This window comes from Clostridium sp. DJ247 (assembly GCF_014231265.1).
Window position 1 is genome coordinate 18178 of the sequence record NZ_JABAIW010000011.1, and the last position, 18301, is coordinate 36478.

Consider the following 18301-nt stretch of genomic DNA (forward strand, 5'->3'; position numbering starts at 1 on the left):
TTGATAACATGTAATAATTATTAAAAAATATGTAATTTTATAATAGAAAAAATATTAGTATAGGGTTATAATTTATAAAAAACATAGTGGAGGATGATATGTATGTTGTTAGACAAAGTTAAAAAGTATTATGGTAAGGAATATGATCTGAATTGTGCGGAAACTATAATATATGGGGCTGATGAGGAGTATAATCTTAATTTAGATAAAAATACTTTAAAAACCATGTCAGCTTTTGGTGGGGGAATGGGTATTGAAAGTGTTTGTGGAGCCATTACTGGTGCATTAGCGGTATTAGGTGTAATTTTTACAAAAGAAAGAGCCCATGAAAGTACTAAAATAAAAGAACTTTCTCAAGAATTTTTTTATAAATTTGAAGAAAAATTGCAAACAAATAACTGTAGAGAGTTGAAAGATAAATATAGAAATGATGAAGAAAGATGTAGTGTTATAGTATATGCTGCAGCAGAAATATTAGATGAAATAGTTACAAAGGAAACAAGTAAATAATTATATGAAGAGGGATATAAAATGGATTTTGATAAGGTAGAAAGCTTTGAAAATGGAGTTGTAATAAAAAATATTAGGAATTTTGAATTAACTCATATATTTGATTGTGGACAATGCTTTAGATGGAACAGACAAGAAAATGGCAATTATATTGGAGTTGCCTTTGGAAGGGTAATAGAGGTAGAGAAAAGATATAATGATGTTATATTGTATAATACAACAGAAGAGGACTTTAAGAACATATGGATAGATTATTTTGATTTACATAGGGATTATTCAGAAATAAAAAACATATTAAGTAAAGATCCTTTGCTTAATAAATCAGTAGAATTTGGTTATGGAATTAGATTGTTAAAGCAAGATCCTTTTGAGCTTATTGTTTCATTTATAATATCAGCAAATAATAGAATACCAATGATAAAGAGAGCTATTGGTAAGATATGTACAAAGTGGGGAAAAGAATTAGAGTATAAAGGACAGAAATATTACTCCTTTCCAAATGCAGATATACTTAGTCAAGCAACTGAAGAAGAGCTAGAAGGCTGTGGTACAGGTTTTAGAGCAAAATATATAAAAGATACAGTAAGTAAAATATACTTGAATAGCACTGCATCTAATGGAGAGTATGATGAAAAATACGATATCAATTGGATAAAGTCACAAGAAGATCAAATCTGTCATAAAGAATTACAAAAGTTCTCAGGTATAGGTCCTAAGGTTGCTGATTGTATAATGCTTTTTTCTATGCAAAAATACTCAGCATTTCCTGTGGATGTATGGGTGAAAAGGGCAATGATCCATTTCTATGTAGCACCAGATGTATCATTGAAAAAAATTAGAGACTTTGGTATAGATAAATTTGGAGATCTATCTGGGTTTGCACAACAATATTTATTTTATTATGCTAGAGAAAACAACATAAATGTAGACTAAAAAAGCATATTTCTCCTTTGAAAATATTTTCTAATTTAAAGCATTTTTTATATATAATTAGTGTGCTGTAGAAATTTAGAGGATTGTCAATTTTTTTGATATCAAAAACTGTTACATTTAATTCAGTTATCTGTTATAATAGATAAAGAGATATTGTTAATGATTTAACTAATAGTACACTTCGAATTTATTTACATAATTTTAACATTTTTTATGTATTGTTATACAGTTTAAATTAGGGAGAGGGAGAAATAAAATGATAAATTTTGAAACTCAGTTAAAAAAACTTAAATATCTTGTATTAAAGGAAGTAACAGGTTTAGCTAAGGATGGAAAGATTAATAAAGAAGAGTTAGAGAAAATTCCTTTTAACATAGTACCAGGAGATAAATCTGAATATAGATGCTGTGTATATAAGGAGAGAGCTATAATATATGAAAGAGCAGTTTTAGCTTCAGGATTTATGCCTAACAAAGGAGTACAGTCGGAATTAATTACTAATACAGATGACGAACAAATATTATATGTGCTATCTCCAGCCTGTGATAAATGTCCTATAGATAGATATACTGTAACTGAAGCTTGTAGAGGATGCATTCAGCATAAATGTATGGAAGTATGTCCTGTAGGAGCTATAGTTAGAGTTGCAGGTAGAGCTTATATAAATCAAGAACTTTGTAAAGAGTGTGGTATGTGTAAGAAGGCATGTCCATATAGTGCGGTAGCAGAAGTAATGAGACCTTGTAAGAGAGCCTGCCCAACAGGAGCATTAGAAATAAATCCTGAAAATAATATAGCAGTGATAGAGAAAGAACAATGTATAAATTGTGGTGGATGTATGTCTGCATGTCCTTTCGGAGCTATATCAGATAGAAGCTATATTACTAATGTTGTAGCGGCTTTAAGGGACAATAAAAAGGTATATGCAGTAGTAGCACCAGCTATAACCGGACAATTTGGACCTAAGGTTACAGTTGGACAAATTAAAGATGCCTTTAAAAAGATGGGCTTTGAAGACATGATTGAAGCTGCCTGTGGAGCGGATGCTGTTACAGTTCATGAAGGCAATGAATTTGTTGAAAGAATGGAAAGTGGACACAAATATATGACTAATTCTTGTTGTCCAGGCTTCTTTAGCTATATTCAAAAGAAATATCCAGATCAAGCAGAAAAAATATCAGGAACAGTTTCTCCAATGATTGCTACAGGAAGAATGATAAAGAATATAGATAAAGATGCTGTTGTGGTATTCGTTGGACCATGTACTGCTAAAAAGAATGAAGTTAGCAGAGAATCTGTAAAAGATGCAGTAAATTATGTTATGACTTTTGAAGAAATAGCAGCTTTAATGGGTGCTTATGATATAGAGCCACAAGATTGTGAAGATATACAAGTGGAAGATGGATCAGTATTTGGAAGAGGCTTTGCTCAAGGCGGAGGGGTTACAGCAGCTATAGAAAACTATGTTAAAGAAAAAGGTATATCAGAAGTTGAATTTAAGCCTGTAAAAGCTAGTGGTGTGGATGAAATTAAAAAAGCTATGACTATGGCTAAAGCTGGAAGACTTCAAGGAAACTTTATTGAAGGTATGATGTGTGAAGGTGGATGTATTGGAGGAGCTGGTACCATGGTATCTATGCTAAAATCAAAACCTCAACTTGTTAAATTTAGCGGACAATCCTCTAAAAAATCTGTGCTCTCAAATGATAATTTAGGCAAATTTGAAGGTGTTAACTTAGAAAGATAAAAATTCATATTATAGGTTTACGTAATAAAAATTTAACTCTATAGATTTTTTTAGTCAATTTAGAATTCTTTGAAGGTTACCCCAGTAAGTAGATACAGTTAAGAAAACTGTTATAAGATCTACTTAGTGGGGTAATTTTTATTTGAAACTATTATGAAATTATTTAAAAATAAAAATTCTTTGTAAATTTTATTTTAGATAATATTATAATACTTTGATAAATTATGCTAATAATATATAATGAGTGCAATATATATTATTAAGAAACAAAGGTGTTACATATGAGTAGAGAATATTTTTTTAAAGTTTATAATAAACTATTAAAGTATAAATCATATATAGTTTTAGGAATAATATTTATATTCTTAGTGTATTGTGCCTATGAATATAGTAAGTATTTTTATATATTAAGAGATCTTGATAGGCTGAAAAAAGTTATATTATCTTATGGAAGATATAGCATACTAGCCTTTATTATGCTACAAGTTATACAGGTGATTGCCTTTTTTATTCCAGGAGAAATAGTGCAAATAGCTGGGGGATATATATATGGAACTTTAGTAGGAAGTTTGTTATCGATTATTGGAATTACCATGGGCAGTATAGCAGGTTACGGTATTTCTAATTATTATGGGAAGCCTTTAATAAGTAAAATAATATCAAAACGAGATATGAAGTTCTTTCAAAGAATATTGAATATGGGAAGTATAAATTATATAGTGTTTCTCTTATATTTAATTCCAGGTATACCTAAGGATGTTCTATCATATATTTGTGGAGTGTCTAGTATAAGCTTTAGAAACTTTTTTGTTTATTCTACATTAGGAAGATTGCCTGGGATTTTTATATCTGCATATTTTGGTGCTAAAATTGATTCAAATAACACTAGTATATTAATAATCATAGCTATTAGTATGACTATTTTATTTATTCTAGGAGTATTTAAGGGAGAAAAAATAATAAAGGTAATAGTTAGAGATGTGCAAACTGAAAATGATAAGTAGTTTATTTCCTACCTATCATTTTTTTATGTTTAAAATAAATTAATTTTATGGCTACTATCCATAAGAATATAATAATCAATATGAGAATAGCGCAATGGAAAAAATATTCCTCAGGGAGAATATTAATAACAGGATCTTTGTTAGGATCAAGAAGCCAGTAATTATTATTAAAAAATAGCTTGTGAAAGGCTGTAAAGCTTTTGTCGAAACTTAAAGAAAAAGCTAAAATAATCACACTACATGTACACAAAAGTATATTTGAACACCAATTTAAAAAAGATAAATCTTTATATTTTTTATAAAAATATATGCTACATATAACTAGCATTGTACATATAAATAACAAAAAATCCAGTTTGTGTACTAAATTTTTTACATCTATAAAGTGAGTAATACCTTCCTTTGATGAGGGTAAAAGTGGTATATGAAATTCAGATGTTTTATAGTTGGTTACATAGTCTATTATATAGCTATATGTGGATTTTATTTGCTCATCATTTAAAAAGGTATATTTTTTTATATTCAAGTAATTTAAGTCAAAGTAATAAAGTGCTTTAAAATTTAAAGTAATCTTAACAGAAAAAATAACAATAAAAAGAAACATAGAAATAGCAAATACAGCATTAAAAAGTATTTTCATTTTTTTATTTATTTTTATCACTCCCTTCATTCATAGTGTTTCCACTTAGGATTCCTATGTAGTTATCGATGAAAAAATAAATTTCTTTAGAATAGTCTGTATTATAACCATAAAAATTGAAAATAATATGAATATGTGTGCACTTGTGTTAAAAAACGTTTTAAAGTTATTTTTATGAAATTAACAGAAATAAGGAGAAAAAAGTACATAATTAACTTATATTCAGCTAATTCGGTTTAATTAGTATATATAGTGTGAAATTGGAATTTGAAAATACGGATATGTTTAATTATTATAATAATTGTATTAGCACTCGAGATTAGTGAGTGCTAACAATAAAAGTTTAAAATATATTTAAATAAATTAAATAATATTAAGGAGGGGTTTAAATGAGTATTAGACCACTTGGAGACAGAGTTGTCATTAAAAGAGTTGAAGCAGAGGAGACTACAAAAAGCGGTATAGTTTTACCAGGAGCCGCTAAAGAAAAACCACAGGAAGCTGAAGTAATTGCTGTGGGACCAGGCGGAATAGTTAATGGAAAAGAAGTTAAAATTGAAGTTAAAGTTGGAGATAGAGTATTATTCTCCAAATATTCTGGAACAGAAGTTAAGATAGATGGAAATGAATACACTATCTTAAAACAAGATGACATATTAGCAGTAATAGAATAAAGTGAAACTTTACTAAAAATAATAGAACATAATTAAGTAGGGAGGGTTTTTTAATGGCAAAAAAGATTTTATTTGGCGAAGAAGCAAGAAGAGCACTTCAATCAGGTGTAGATCAATTAGCTAATACTGTTAAAGTTACACTTGGACCAAAAGGAAGAAACGTTGTACTTGATAAAAAATTTGGTTCACCACTTATAACTAATGATGGTGTTACTATAGCGAGAGATGTTGAATTGGAAGATCCAATTGAGAACATGGGAGCTCAACTTGTTAAAGAAGTTGCTACAAAGACAAATGATGTAGCAGGAGATGGAACAACTACAGCTACATTACTTGCTCAAGCTATAATCAGAGAAGGATTAAAAAATGTTACTGGTGGAGCTAATCCAATACTTATAAGACAAGGTATAAAGATAGCTGTAGATAAAGCTGTTGATGAAATCAAGAAGATTTCAAGACAAATCGAAGGAAAAGAAGATATAGCTAGAGTTGCTGCAATATCAGCTGCTGATGAAGAAATAGGAAAGCTTATAGCTGATGCTATGGAAAAAGTAGGCAACGAAGGTGTTATTACTGTAGAAGAATCAAAATCTATGGGAACTGAATTAAATGTTGTTGAAGGTATGCAGTTCGATAGAGGATATGTAAGTCCTTATATGATAACTGATACTGAAAAAATGGAAGCTGTATTAGATGAACCATATATCTTAATTACAGATAAGAAAATATCAAACATACAAGATATATTACCAGTACTTGAACAAATAGTTCAACAAGGTAAAAAGTTATTAATAGTATCTGAAGATATAGAAGGAGAAGCATTAGCTACTCTTGTTGTTAACAAATTAAGAGGAACATTTACTTGTGTAGGAGTAAAAGCTCCAGGTTTTGGTGACAGAAGAAAAGATATGTTAACAGATATAGCAATACTTACTGGCGGAGAAGTAATTTCAGAAGATTTAGGAAGAGAACTAAAAGAAGTTACAATCGACATGCTTGGAAGAGCTGAATCAGTAAAAGTAGGTAAGGAAAATACTACTATAGTAAATGGAAAAGGCGACAAGAACGCTATCCAAGACAGAATAGCTCAAATTAAGAGACAAATCGAAGGAACTACTTCAGATTTCGATAGAGAAAAATTCCAAGAAAGACTTGCAAAATTAGCAGGTGGAGTAGCTGTAATTAAAGTTGGAGCTGCAACTGAAACTGAATTAAAAGAAAAGAAATTAAGAATAGAAGATGCTTTAGCAGCTACAAAAGCAGCTGTTGAAGAAGGTATAGTTCCAGGTGGTGGAACAGCTTATGTTAATGCAATTACAGAGGTTAGCAAGTTAACTTCTGATGTATTAGACGTAAAAGTTGGTATAGATATAATCAAAAAATCATTAGAAGAGCCAGTAAGACAAATAGCATTTAATGCTGGAGTTGAAGGTTCTGTAATAATCGAAAAAGTTAAAAACAGCGAAGTTGGTGTTGGATATGATGCACTAAACGATAAATATGTAGATATGGTTAAAGCTGGTATAGTTGACCCAACTAAGGTTACAAGATCAGCTCTACAAAATGCTGCATCAGTTGCATCAACATTACTAACAACAGAATCAGTTGTTGCTGATATTCCTAGCAAGAATGATCCTCCAATGCCAGGTGCACCAGGAATGGATGGAATGGGAATGTACTAATCGTAGGATTAGGAAATAAGGATATAATAAAAAGTACTATGCATATGCGTAGTACTTTTTTATTGTTAAATAATAATAAATGCACTTTAGTTTCTATGATGATATAACGAAATATAAAATAGGTAAATTGCAAACGAAAACTTGTTGAATTTAATTAAATTAAATGGTAAAATTAAACCAATAATATACAAGGTGATAAGGGAAACAATGAGATACACACTGTATTTGGGCATCTGGTGTGTATAGAGTTAGTGATGCAACCGACCCTATACTCATAAGTAATTTCTTAAGGGTATAGGGTTTTGCTTTACACTGAAAATGGAGAGTATGCATGTATATTTATTATGGTGTTACTATTTTTATTCTTGGAACTATAATAGGAAGCTTCCTAAATGTCTGTATATATAGAATACCAAGGGAGCAATCTATTGCCTATCCATCGTCACATTGTACAAGCTGTAATAACGAAATTAAATGGTATGACCTATTTCCTATTGTAAGTTACATATTTTTAAAAGGAAAATGTAGATACTGTGGAGAAAAAGTATCAATAAGATATCCTATTATAGAATTTATAACAGGATTGATATATTTAATGCTTTACATTAAATATGGAATAACAATAAGTCTTATAAAATATATAGTATTTATAAGCATACTTATTGTTATCGGAATGATAGATTTTGATACTACAGATGTTTACTTTAATACTACGGTAACAGGTGCAGTTGCTGCAGTAATATTTTTAGCAATATATTTTTATATGGGACTACCTATAAAAAGTTATATTTATGGTGGCGTGCTAGGTGGAGGGATTCTATCACTGATTGCTTTAATAACAAAAGGCGGTATGGGCTGGGGAGATGTAGAAATCTGTCTTGTTTGTGGATTGTTTCTAGGGCTTAAGCTTACAGCAGTTATGTTGTTTTTATCCTTTATTATTGGATCAGTTATAGGAGTGATACTTATTTTATTAGGAAAGAAGTCAAGAAAAGATTACATACCTTTTGGTCCATCTATTGTTATTGCTGCTGTTGGTGTGGTGTTTTTTGGACAAAGTATTTTGAATTGGTATTTGTAGGGGGGCTAGATGGAAATTTAAATTATACTCCGGAATATGTTGCCAAACTTCAGTACGTTAAAAACTTTTAATCAGTCTAAAGTTTGTGTTTAAGAAAATCTAAGAACCTTATATAAACTCGCTGCGCTCAAACATATATAAAGTTCTAAGATTTTCTAAAACACTTCACTAAGACTGATAAAAAAGTTTTTAAATGTACTTTCAGTTTTGTCAACATATTCCTACGTATAATTTAAATTTCTAGCTAGAACCTCAGAGTGTGGGTAGAAGGAGGAGATAGTGTAAAACATATATGGTTAAATTAGTTTAACACTTGTTAACTTGAAATTTATAGAAAAAATTTGTTGTTTAGTTTTTAATTTTAATTAAGGAAAGGATGAGATTTTATGAAAAAGAAAAAAGGTTTTACGTTAATTGAACTTATGATTGTATTAGCTATTATTGCAATATTAGCTGTAGTTTTAATACCTAAGTCTACAATTTTTAAAAATACTTCAAAAAACACAGGAGTTATAACAAATGTAAATACAGTAAAGGCATACTTGGAAACTAAAACAGCGGATTCAACCGGGTCAAATTCATATTTGGATACTGATAAGGTAAGAGATGCATTAGATAACGCACTTAATTTAAGTCATACTGCAGTATCAGGTGTTGGTTATACTTTAAGTCCAACTAGTTCAGCAACAGCAGATGAAAAAGTTATAAATCCTATTAAAAAGGGAAACGCAGCTGTTTATATAGTTGATAAAGATGGCAATAGTATGGGAACTGACACTAATATAACAACAGATGGTGGCAGTGATAGTACAAAAGTTGGGCAGGTAGTAGTAGTAGTTTACAATGATGGATATGCTTTATACGGCGTAGATAACGTAGGAACAGTAACTCAAATATACAGAATTAAGTAGTAATTCAGAGAGAATGTGGGAAACTATGTTCTCTCTAATTTCTATTTGATAGCATTAAACTAAGTTAAGATATTTAAGTGAAATAGATAAGCATCCCAATAACAAGATATTTTCTCGTAGAGACAAGAAAATGTATTTAGAAAGGTATGAATAAGAATATGAAAGGGGTAAATCTATGCCAAAAGTAAAAAAACGTCTAGGAGAAATCTTAATAGATGCAGAAGTTATAACTGAAGATGTTCTACAGAAAGCCCTTATCTTACAGAAGGAAACAGGTGAAAAGCTTGGTGAGGTACTTGTAAGTAAGGGTTTTACTACTAATGAACAGATAGTTAATGCTATAAAGCAGCAGCTAGGTATACCGCTAGTTAACTTAGATGCTATAAATGTAAGACAAGATGTTATAGATATTCTCCCGGTAAGTATTGCGAAGAAACATGAAGCTATTCCTATAGATATTATGAATGGTTTTTTACTTGTGGCTATGAGTGATCCGTTGAATTATTTTGCTATAGAAGATATAAAGATAGCTACAGGGTATAATGTTAAGACTGCTATTGCACTAAGAAATAGTTTGTTAGATAATATTGAAAAATACTATGGAAAAAGTAGAGCTCAGGAAGCAGCACAAAGTTATACTAAGAGTTTTTCTAGCAGGAGGGTTGAAAGAGAAGAGGAAATAGTAGATGAAGCGGCAGCACCTATTATAAAATTTTTAAATACTATAATTGAAAATGCCATGATGTATAGTGCTTCAGATATTCATATAGAACCAGATGAAAAAGAAATGAGAGTCAGGTTTAGAGTAGACGGAGTTCTACGAGAAATTATGAGAACGGAAATAGATATGCTTTCTCCTGTAATAAGTAGAATAAAGATAATGGCTAATTTAAATATAGCGGAAAATAGAGTGCCGCAGGATGGTAGAATTAACTTTAGGTCAAAACAAAAAGTAATAGATATAAGAGTTTCTACAGTTCCAACAATCTTAGGTGAAAAAATTGTAATGAGGTTATTAGATAAGAGTAACTTTTCTATGGATCTTGGAAAGATTGGTTTGGAGAATAGTGAACTAGTAAAACTCACAAAGATGATTTCAAATCCTTATGGTATAATACTAGTATCAGGTCCTACTGGAAGTGGTAAAACTTCTACATTATATTCAATACTTAACATACTAAATGACGTATCTAAAAATATTATAACCATAGAAGATCCAGTAGAATATAACTTAAAGGGTGTAAATCAAATGCAAGTTAACACAAAAATTGAATTTGATTTTGCTAGTGGATTAAGGAGTATACTTAGACAAGACCCAGATATAATTCTTGTAGGAGAGATAAGAGATAACGAAACTGCTGAAATATCTGTAAGATCAGCCCTTACAGGTCATATGGTGCTGTCAACCATTCATACTAACAGTTCTGTAGGAACTATTACCAGATTGATAGATATGGGAATAAAGCCTTTTCTTATATCCTCAACCTTAGCAGGAGTAGTAGCACAAAGATTAGTTAGGAAAATATGTCCAAATTGTGGTGAGGAATATATAAGTGATGAAAGAGAAACTAGATTACTGGGCTTAGATACACCTGTTAAATTAAGAAGAGGTAAAGGATGCAGTTTATGTAACGAAACTGGATATAAGGGGAGAATAGGTATATTCGAAATTCTTGAAATAGATAGGGATATCAAAAATTTAATAGATAGAAATTGTACAGAAAGTGAACTAGAAAAACTAGCTGTTGAAAAAGGCATGAGCACTTTAAGACAGTCTTGCATCCATAAGGTCTTAAATGGAATAACTACCGTTGAAGAGATGCTAAGAGCAACTTACGGGGACATTATTTAGTGTTAAATGAACTAAGTGTTAAAAGGAATGATGCTTATGAAGAAGTTTATATATAAGGCATGGGATGACGAGTTTAATATAATAAAAGAGGAAATGGAAGAAGAAGATATTGATACAGCTGTAGAATTATTAAAAAGTAAGGGTTTAAAGATTATATATATTAAAGAAAAATTTAGTTTATCTCAGTTTAGTTTTTTAAATAAGAAACTAAGTGATGAAGCTTTAGCAAACTTCTGTGGACAAACTGCTATGATTCTAAGTTCAGGTATAAATCTGTTAACTGGACTTGAAATAATGGAACAACAAGTTAAGGACAAGGATATGAAAAAAACATTATCTCAAATAGCTGAAGGTGTTAAAAAAGGGAACAACTTAGCAACAGCTATGAGAAACTGTGGAAGGTTTCCTATTCTGTTAGTGGATATGGTTATGACAGGTGAAATCAGTGGAAATGTTGATACCATACTATATAACATGGAGAATTTTTATAAGAGAGAGGCGAATATAAAGAATAAAATAACCAGTGCGTCTATATATCCTATGCTTATATTAGTAGTAGCCATTGGTATGATGTTATTTTTTAATTTTTTTATATTTCCTGAAATAAAGGGTTTATTTGTAGATATGAAGCTGCCTCCTGTGACAATATTTGTACTAGGAGCTATGAACTTTTTTAATAATCACTATATATTAATAATTGCAACAATAATCATTGCAATAGTATTTATAAAATATATTCAAACTATTCCTAAGGTTGCATATGTTTTTGACGAGTTAACACTTAAGGCTCCTGTTTTGGGATCTGTTAAGCGATATATTATAACATCTAGATTTACCAGAAGTATGGGAATATTTTTAAAATCAGCGGTTCCTATTATGACGATAATGGAGAATGTGAAACTTGTTGTAGGAAACGAATTTATATCTCAAAAAATAGAAAAAGCTAAAAGTGAAATTATAAGTGGTACAAAGCTGGCAGATTCTTTTGGAAATGAAGAAATATTTGAGCCTATTGTAATACAGATGATAAGAGTAGGAGAAGAAACAGGACAACTTAATGAGATTATGTTTAAATTAGCAGATATATATGATGAAAAAGTAGAGAGTGGAATTGGAAGGCTTATGTCTTTAATAGAGCCTGTACTTACTCTAGTTATAGGATTAGTAGTAGGAGTAGCAATAATTGGGGTAGCATTACCTATAATGCAGATGACTCAAGGAATAAAATAGGAGTGGCATTATGAAAAGTAGAGGATTTACTTATATAGAAGTCATGATAGCCTTAGCAATATTTTCAATACTTATTGTGTTTGTAATGAATATAAATCATAGTTCAGCAAAAGTCATGAGTCAAAGAAGAATGAAACTGAAAGAGCTTTATATTGCTCAAATGGAGATGGAACGGTGGAAAATTAACTATGATACCCTTCAAGGTAGTAATAACATAGAATATGATGTAGAAATTGATGATAAGGGAATTAAATATATTTATAGTGCTGATATAGATCCTAATACTATAGGAAACATAGGACAGAATGATACTGAAAAGTATCATGTTAAAGTGCAAGCAACAGATATAGATAACTATCTTTTAGATATAGTAATTTTAGTAAAGAAAGATGTAATTGATGATGATTCAAATGGAGAAAAGCTTGAGAGTCACATTTTTAAGAATTAGGGTGGAGAGATGAAAAAGGGTTTTACACTTATAGAAGTTATGATTGCACTAGCTATATTCTCAATATTTATAGGTTTTGTTTACAAAACTTATTATGTTGAAATAAGAACTTCACTTTCTATGAATAAGTCTATAGATTTAGAATATAATGCCTCTAAAGTAATGAATAGAATGGTTAACGAAATAAGAACTAAAGTAAGTCCTAGCAATATTAATATTATTAGTTCTGATAGCATAAATAGTACGAATAGTACGAATAGCACTATACTAGTGAAAACTAATTCTAACCATATAGATACTTTCAGTTTTAATGGAGAAGACGTGGTACAAGTTAGTGATATGTATAATATATTAGTGAAATTGTATGCTTATAATGACGGTAGTGGTCAGTATATTGTTTTTATTAATGTTCACGGGAACTATAAGGATGATAACATTGTTTTAAGATCCGCTGTAACTATTTCTAATTAAGGTGGTTTTTATGAAGAAAAAAGGTGCTGCTCTTTTAACAGTAGTAATTATTATGACAGCAGTATTGATGTTAGGTGCTGTTATTCTAGAATCACAGGTTTCAAGCTTTAAGAGTTTAAAATATATTAATAGAGATATGCAAGCTTATTATTGTGCGGAAGCTGGAGTAAATGATGTAGCAAATAACTTAGTTAAGGAAATGAATAGAGTAATAGGTTTATATCCTCAAAATTCAAGTATACAAACTAGTGACTTAATTCATAAGATGTATACCTATATTCAGCCAAATAATAATATTATTATGGTCACAGAAAAATCCTTAGATAAAGATAAAGACACATGGTATTCTTCGGATATTGATAGTTATAATCCCTTACCAGATGATACTGAAGTAGATGCTAATAATAAAATATATTTTACTTATACAGTGCATTCTACTGGGAAAGCTAATCTAAAAGATCCAATTGTTCACAAAATAACAGCAACAATAAAAATATCAGTAACCATAATTAATAATAGTGGAGGAGGTAGTGGTGGTGGAAACACAAGTGAAAATATTTATTCGTTAATGTATCAACTGATTAACTATATTATTACTAATGATAAAGATGGAAGCAATAATGAAGAAATAATTGATTGTGTAATCCAATTACATAACCGTTGGCAAGAAGTAATAGCTTCTGATATACCTGATTTATTTAATATAGATAACAATAAAAATATAAATATAAATTGGGAGCATTTCACTGATGACTTCAATAAAATATATGATTACTCAATGAATCTTAATGGAGACAAGACAGGTATATTTAATTTTAGCAATGTACATGATTGGCCAGAAATAAAAGATAATATTTCAAAATACGTAAATAACTCTAACGGTACAATTGTTATTGTTGGTAGTCCGGATATATCAAAATAATAAAAAACTCATTTTGTAGAAAACTTAAAGTTAAAGCAATCCTACTGGAGGTAACGAGATGTCTTCCAAAATCATATTTAGTTTTAAAGAAAATTATGCAGATGTGGCAGTTGTATCAAAAGGAATAAATAAAATAAAAATAAAAAAAGTAGTAAGAATAAATGAACGTAACGATTTTGTTTCTGGAGGACAGCCTTATGCTGATGAATATAATTTAAACAAGGTCAAGGATATTAGAGAAAAATTCAAAATTAGAAACAATAATATAGGGATAATATTGAATTGGGATAACATTATAACAAGAATTATAGATACTCCAGTAATGAATAAAAAAGAGTTAAAAAACTTTATAGAGAATAATATAGAAGAATACTTTGCTGTTAGCATGAATGAATATTGCTATGATTACGAGATCATGTCTATAGATAAGCAAGAAAAAAAGGGCAAGATGTCCATTATGTTAGTAGTTGTACCTAGAATAAAGTTAAAAGAGGTACTAGAATTTATAAAATATTGTGGATTAACGCCAAAGTCCGTAGGGATATATCCAAGTTATATGTCAAATATATTTTTAGGTGAAAATCATAGTAGTATAGCAATAATAGATGCTAATAGTGGAAAAAGTACGCTAACCATATTAGATAAGAGAAGTATATTTATATATTCTAATATTTCAGGTGAGAGTTATGAAAGAGATGAGGAAGAATTTAGTGATATAACAGAAAATATTGATTACTTTTTAAATTTCTATTCTACAAGACATTTTGGAAATAGAGTTGATAGAATATATATATTAGGTGAATTTTATAATAGTGAAAGCCTACATAAGGTTATTACCAGTCAAACTGATATAGAAACTATAGTTGGATTAACTGCTAAAACCACAAAAATGACTAAGGATAGTCCTGTAGATATTAATGAGTATGCAGATATACTTGGTTATGTTATTCCTGTAAAAAATATATATGATAAAAAAATAAATTTTATAGACAAAATTTATAGAAAAGATAAGAAGGAAACTTCTAGTAACAAGTTAATTACTATGGAAATAGGAATACTTTCTCTATTAACAGTAATGTTAGTAGCTGGGGTATTTATATATACAAAGATAAATCTATCAAAATATAATACTTCAGACATAGATGCACAAATAGCCGTTCTTAGTAGTGTAGAAAAAGATATAAATAAATTGGAGCAGGAACAAAAAGAGTATGAGACTAAAATTAAAAATATGCAAAAAATTGAAGATGATGAGTTTAATTATATTGGATTACTTGATACTATAAAAAAAGGACTACCTAAAGACATATTAATAAAAAGTATTACTCTTGATAAGAGTAATGTAAATGCTACCTTTTATATAAATAATAGTACAATAGATGCTGCTAAGCTTATTATAGCTATAAACAAAATGAATATATTTGAACCTGTTGAACTTCCCCAAATAAACCTTAATGATGATGTAAAGGAAATTAATCTTAATCTAAAGATAGCGAACTCATATAAAGGTGTGGATACAAGTGGAAAAAAATAAAAAAGATTTGATGATTTTAATAGTAATAATATTTATAGGTATCAATTATGTTATTTATACCTATTTTATAACTAGTCAGTTAGATAATATAAAAACACAAAAAAATAAGTATTTAGCTCAAAAACAAAAACTTAATGATATTAAACTAAAAAAACAATCTATTGATAAGAAGAAAAAAGACTTAGAAAAATTAAAAAAAGAAACTGCTGATTTTGACAATGTGGTTCCTACGGAAATTAATACTCCTCAACTTATATATGATTTTTATACGGGATGCAAGTTATTTGGAATAGTAGGACAAAATCTTACCTTTCAACTGCTTGATAACAATACTGATCCTAATAAAAGTCCTAATACAAACAGTAGTGCTAACAACAATACTAATACTAATAATACAAATTCAACGGACAACAAGAGTAAACAACCTAGTGGAAAATTCTATACTCTCACTGTTAACTTGAAAGTATTAGGAGATAAGGAGAATGTAGAAAATTTTATCAAAAATCTCGGAGTCATCACTAAGAGAAAACTTAATGTTAAGAACATTACTATTTCTTCATCAGAGAATAATAATACTTCAAAAGAGACTAGTAATGGAGTAGATATACAAAGTGATACTAAAGCACAAAGTCAGCCCTCAACAAATAAACTTAGTAGTTCATACACTAAAAAAAATTTTTATATAGATAACCATAGAGTTACAGTATTAAGAAATGCTTCAGATAAAAACTATATGAGTATAAATTTTATTGATAAGAAGCTTTATGCTGATGATTTAGTAAATGAGGCAACACAACAAGACATCGGAAAAAATAATAGTATTAGTTCCATTCCTAATTCTAATAACAGTAATATTGGTTCAGTTCCATCAAAACAAACTAGTGATCAGATTCCAACAAATCAGCTTTCAGCAGAAATTATTTTTTATCAATATATACAAGGTGATGGAAACAATCAGATTAAGGTACCTGATAACTATGAATTCTATGATAGCCAAAAGGAAGGCTTCAATAGTATTTCTGATATGTTTAAATAGTGGGTATGTATATACAATATAACATGTTTTTATATAGTGTGATACTTAAGAATAGGATGGGATTATATGATAAAACTTAATAAAAGTATAGTATGTGATAAGGATAAAGTTTTTAATGAAGTAGTAATTATACTGTTATTTATAATACCTTTATATATGACATATTTTAGATTTAAGCTTTTTACCTACTCTAAAATAAATTGGATATTTATAGGCTGCATACTCTACTTAATATTTTACTTGTGGAAGAAAAACATAAGTAAAGAGAAGTTAGTAAACTATAGTATTGCTGTGCTGGCATCTTTTATGCCGCTAATAGTAATGAATATAGGCATGGACTTATGTCAGAATGCAAAAATAAACTACACTACTATAATAGTTATAATTATGTCTATATTTTTTCTAATGAATTACAAATTAAAGCTTGAAAAAATAGATTACATACTGATATGTTATCTAACCACAGTTGTTATATCAACGGTGTTCTCAATAAATATCCATAACTCTATATTTGGCAAGTTTAATAGGTACGAAGGGCTCATAGCTATTGTTGTCTATGTGGTACTTTATTATATTACTTCAAAAGCTTATAAGTTTAATAAAATACTCTTCAACACTGCAATAGCTTCTTCTTGCATTGTAGCCTTCTATGGAATATGTCAGTACTATGGATTTGATCCTCTAAATAAGTTAGTACCAAACGGTTGGAGATTTGAAGCATACTCTACTATTGGACACAGAAATTTCTTAGGGAGCTATTTAACCTTGTTCCTGCCAATAAGTATATTTGCCTTTATAAAAAGTAAAAACTATATGTATCTTATATCATCTTCTATATTGTTTCTATGTATGTTATGTATTTATACGAGAAGTGCATGGTTGGCTTTCATGTTCTATACTTTTGTTCTAGTATTCTTTATATTTAAATATAAACTTTCAAAGAAAAACTTAATTTATGTTTATACAACCTTCGCTATTATATTTTTAGTTTTTAACTTTCAAAATGGAAACAAGCTATATGAACGATATAGCTCTATAAACAGTGATGTAAAAATGCTAATTTCAACTTCAGATGGATTTGAACATGGTGGTTCAGGAAGAGTATTTATATGGGATAGAACACTAAAAATATTATGGAGTAGACCTTTAACGGGAAGTGGACCTGATACCTTTGATCTTGTATTTATGGGAAAATATAAAAATGACGTTAAGACAAGATTTGGAGATAACGTAGTTTTTGACAAAGCTCACAACGAGTATCTAAACATGGCTATTACTACAGGAATACCCTCTTTAATGCTTTATGTTACTTTTGTAACATTCATTATTATAAGAGCATATAAGAGTATATCTAGAGGTAATCTATATATGATACCTATTTTATGCAGCATATCTGGATACTTATTACAAGCTTTTTTTAATATAAGTGTAGTATCTGTAGCTCCTATATACTGGATAATTCTTGGTATAGCGTATAATTTATCACGAGAAAGCGAAAAACTATAGTATGTGTATTCAGATAACACTGCATTAAAATTATTTAATATAAGATTAAAATTATTTAATATAAACCTATGCAAAAAATCAAAAATACTAGAACTTTGAAATAGAACAATTGACAAAGTG

The 18301-nt window shown here is 29.2% G+C and carries 17 protein-coding genes and 1 riboswitch; of the genes, 16 read left to right on the forward strand and 1 reads right to left on the reverse strand.

The window, feature by feature from the left end; all coding sequences use genetic code 11:
• Positions 1–102: 102 nt before the first annotated feature.
• From HGI79_RS06345 to HGI79_RS06360, 4 genes are all read left to right on the forward strand, one after another.
• Positions 103–510 (forward strand): C-GCAxxG-C-C family (seleno)protein, encoded by a 408-nt coding sequence (locus tag HGI79_RS06345; protein ID WP_185649827.1) that lies wholly within the window; start codon positions 103–105, stop codon positions 508–510.
• Positions 511–531: 21 nt separating this feature from the next.
• Positions 532–1443: a DNA-3-methyladenine glycosylase gene (locus HGI79_RS06350; protein ID WP_185649828.1), complete on the forward strand. Its 912-nt coding sequence runs from the start codon at positions 532–534 to the stop codon at positions 1441–1443.
• A 256-nt stretch (positions 1444–1699) separates the two neighbouring features.
• The gene (locus tag HGI79_RS06355) at positions 1700–3190 is read left to right on the forward strand and encodes a 4Fe-4S dicluster domain-containing protein (protein WP_185649829.1); all 1491 of its coding nucleotides are present in this window, start codon (positions 1700–1702) and stop codon (positions 3188–3190) included.
• 272 nt (positions 3191–3462) lie between these two features.
• Positions 3463–4194 carry a TVP38/TMEM64 family protein gene (locus HGI79_RS06360; RefSeq protein WP_395939516.1) on the forward strand — a complete coding sequence of 244 codons (732 nt, stop codon included), beginning with the start codon at positions 3463–3465 and terminating at the stop codon, positions 4192–4194.
• A gap of 1 nt (position 4195) precedes the next feature.
• On the opposite strand, the gene HGI79_RS06365 is transcribed toward HGI79_RS06360, so the two are convergent.
• A complete protein-coding gene (locus HGI79_RS06365) occupies positions 4196–4864 on the reverse strand; it encodes a TIGR01906 family membrane protein (protein ID WP_313885184.1) in 669 nt (222 codons plus the stop codon).
• A gap of 359 nt (positions 4865–5223) precedes the next feature.
• Between HGI79_RS06365 and groES the strand changes: the two genes are divergently transcribed.
• The 12 genes from groES (at position 5224) to HGI79_RS06425 (ending at position 18181) form a co-directional block, all read left to right on the forward strand.
• Positions 5224–5508, forward strand: a complete 285-nt coding sequence (gene groES / locus HGI79_RS06370) for a co-chaperone GroES (RefSeq protein ID WP_185649831.1) — start codon at positions 5224–5226, stop codon at positions 5506–5508.
• Between the two features lie 53 nt (positions 5509–5561).
• Complete coding sequence (groL, locus tag HGI79_RS06375) at positions 5562–7190, forward strand: chaperonin GroEL (protein ID WP_185649832.1); 1629 nt, start codon at positions 5562–5564, stop codon at positions 7188–7190.
• A 191-nt stretch (positions 7191–7381) separates the two neighbouring features.
• Positions 7382–7465, forward strand: a riboswitch (cyclic di-GMP riboswitch).
• Positions 7466–7521: 56 nt separating this feature from the next.
• Complete coding sequence (locus tag HGI79_RS06380) at positions 7522–8271, forward strand: A24 family peptidase (RefSeq protein WP_185649833.1); 750 nt, start codon at positions 7522–7524, stop codon at positions 8269–8271.
• Between the two features lie 386 nt (positions 8272–8657).
• A complete protein-coding gene (locus HGI79_RS23165) occupies positions 8658–9182 on the forward strand; it encodes a prepilin-type N-terminal cleavage/methylation domain-containing protein (protein WP_185649834.1) in 525 nt (174 codons plus the stop codon).
• 175 nt (positions 9183–9357) lie between these two features.
• Complete coding sequence (locus HGI79_RS06390; RefSeq protein WP_185649835.1) at positions 9358–11034, forward strand: GspE/PulE family protein; 1677 nt, start codon at positions 9358–9360, stop codon at positions 11032–11034.
• A gap of 36 nt (positions 11035–11070) precedes the next feature.
• On the forward strand, positions 11071–12264 hold the full coding sequence (locus tag HGI79_RS06395; protein WP_185649836.1) for a type II secretion system F family protein: 1194 nt from the start codon (positions 11071–11073) through the stop codon (positions 12262–12264).
• A 10-nt stretch (positions 12265–12274) separates the two neighbouring features.
• Positions 12275–12712: a type II secretion system protein gene (locus tag HGI79_RS06400; RefSeq protein ID WP_185649837.1), complete on the forward strand. Its 438-nt coding sequence runs from the start codon at positions 12275–12277 to the stop codon at positions 12710–12712.
• A 9-nt stretch (positions 12713–12721) separates the two neighbouring features.
• Positions 12722–13183 (forward strand): type II secretion system protein J, encoded by a 462-nt coding sequence (locus tag HGI79_RS06405; RefSeq protein WP_185649838.1) that lies wholly within the window; start codon positions 12722–12724, stop codon positions 13181–13183.
• A gap of 10 nt (positions 13184–13193) precedes the next feature.
• On the forward strand, positions 13194–14105 hold the full coding sequence (locus tag HGI79_RS06410; protein WP_185649839.1) for a hypothetical protein: 912 nt from the start codon (positions 13194–13196) through the stop codon (positions 14103–14105).
• Between the two features lie 58 nt (positions 14106–14163).
• Positions 14164–15639 (forward strand): hypothetical protein, encoded by a 1476-nt coding sequence (locus tag HGI79_RS06415; protein WP_185649840.1) that lies wholly within the window; start codon positions 14164–14166, stop codon positions 15637–15639.
• Positions 15626–16675 (forward strand): hypothetical protein, encoded by a 1050-nt coding sequence (locus tag HGI79_RS06420; protein WP_185649841.1) that lies wholly within the window; start codon positions 15626–15628, stop codon positions 16673–16675. The genes HGI79_RS06415 and HGI79_RS06420 overlap by 14 nt, the downstream gene beginning before the upstream one ends.
• A gap of 66 nt (positions 16676–16741) precedes the next feature.
• Positions 16742–18181: an O-antigen ligase gene (locus tag HGI79_RS06425; RefSeq protein ID WP_185649842.1), complete on the forward strand. Its 1440-nt coding sequence runs from the start codon at positions 16742–16744 to the stop codon at positions 18179–18181.
• Positions 18182–18301 lie beyond the last annotated feature (120 nt).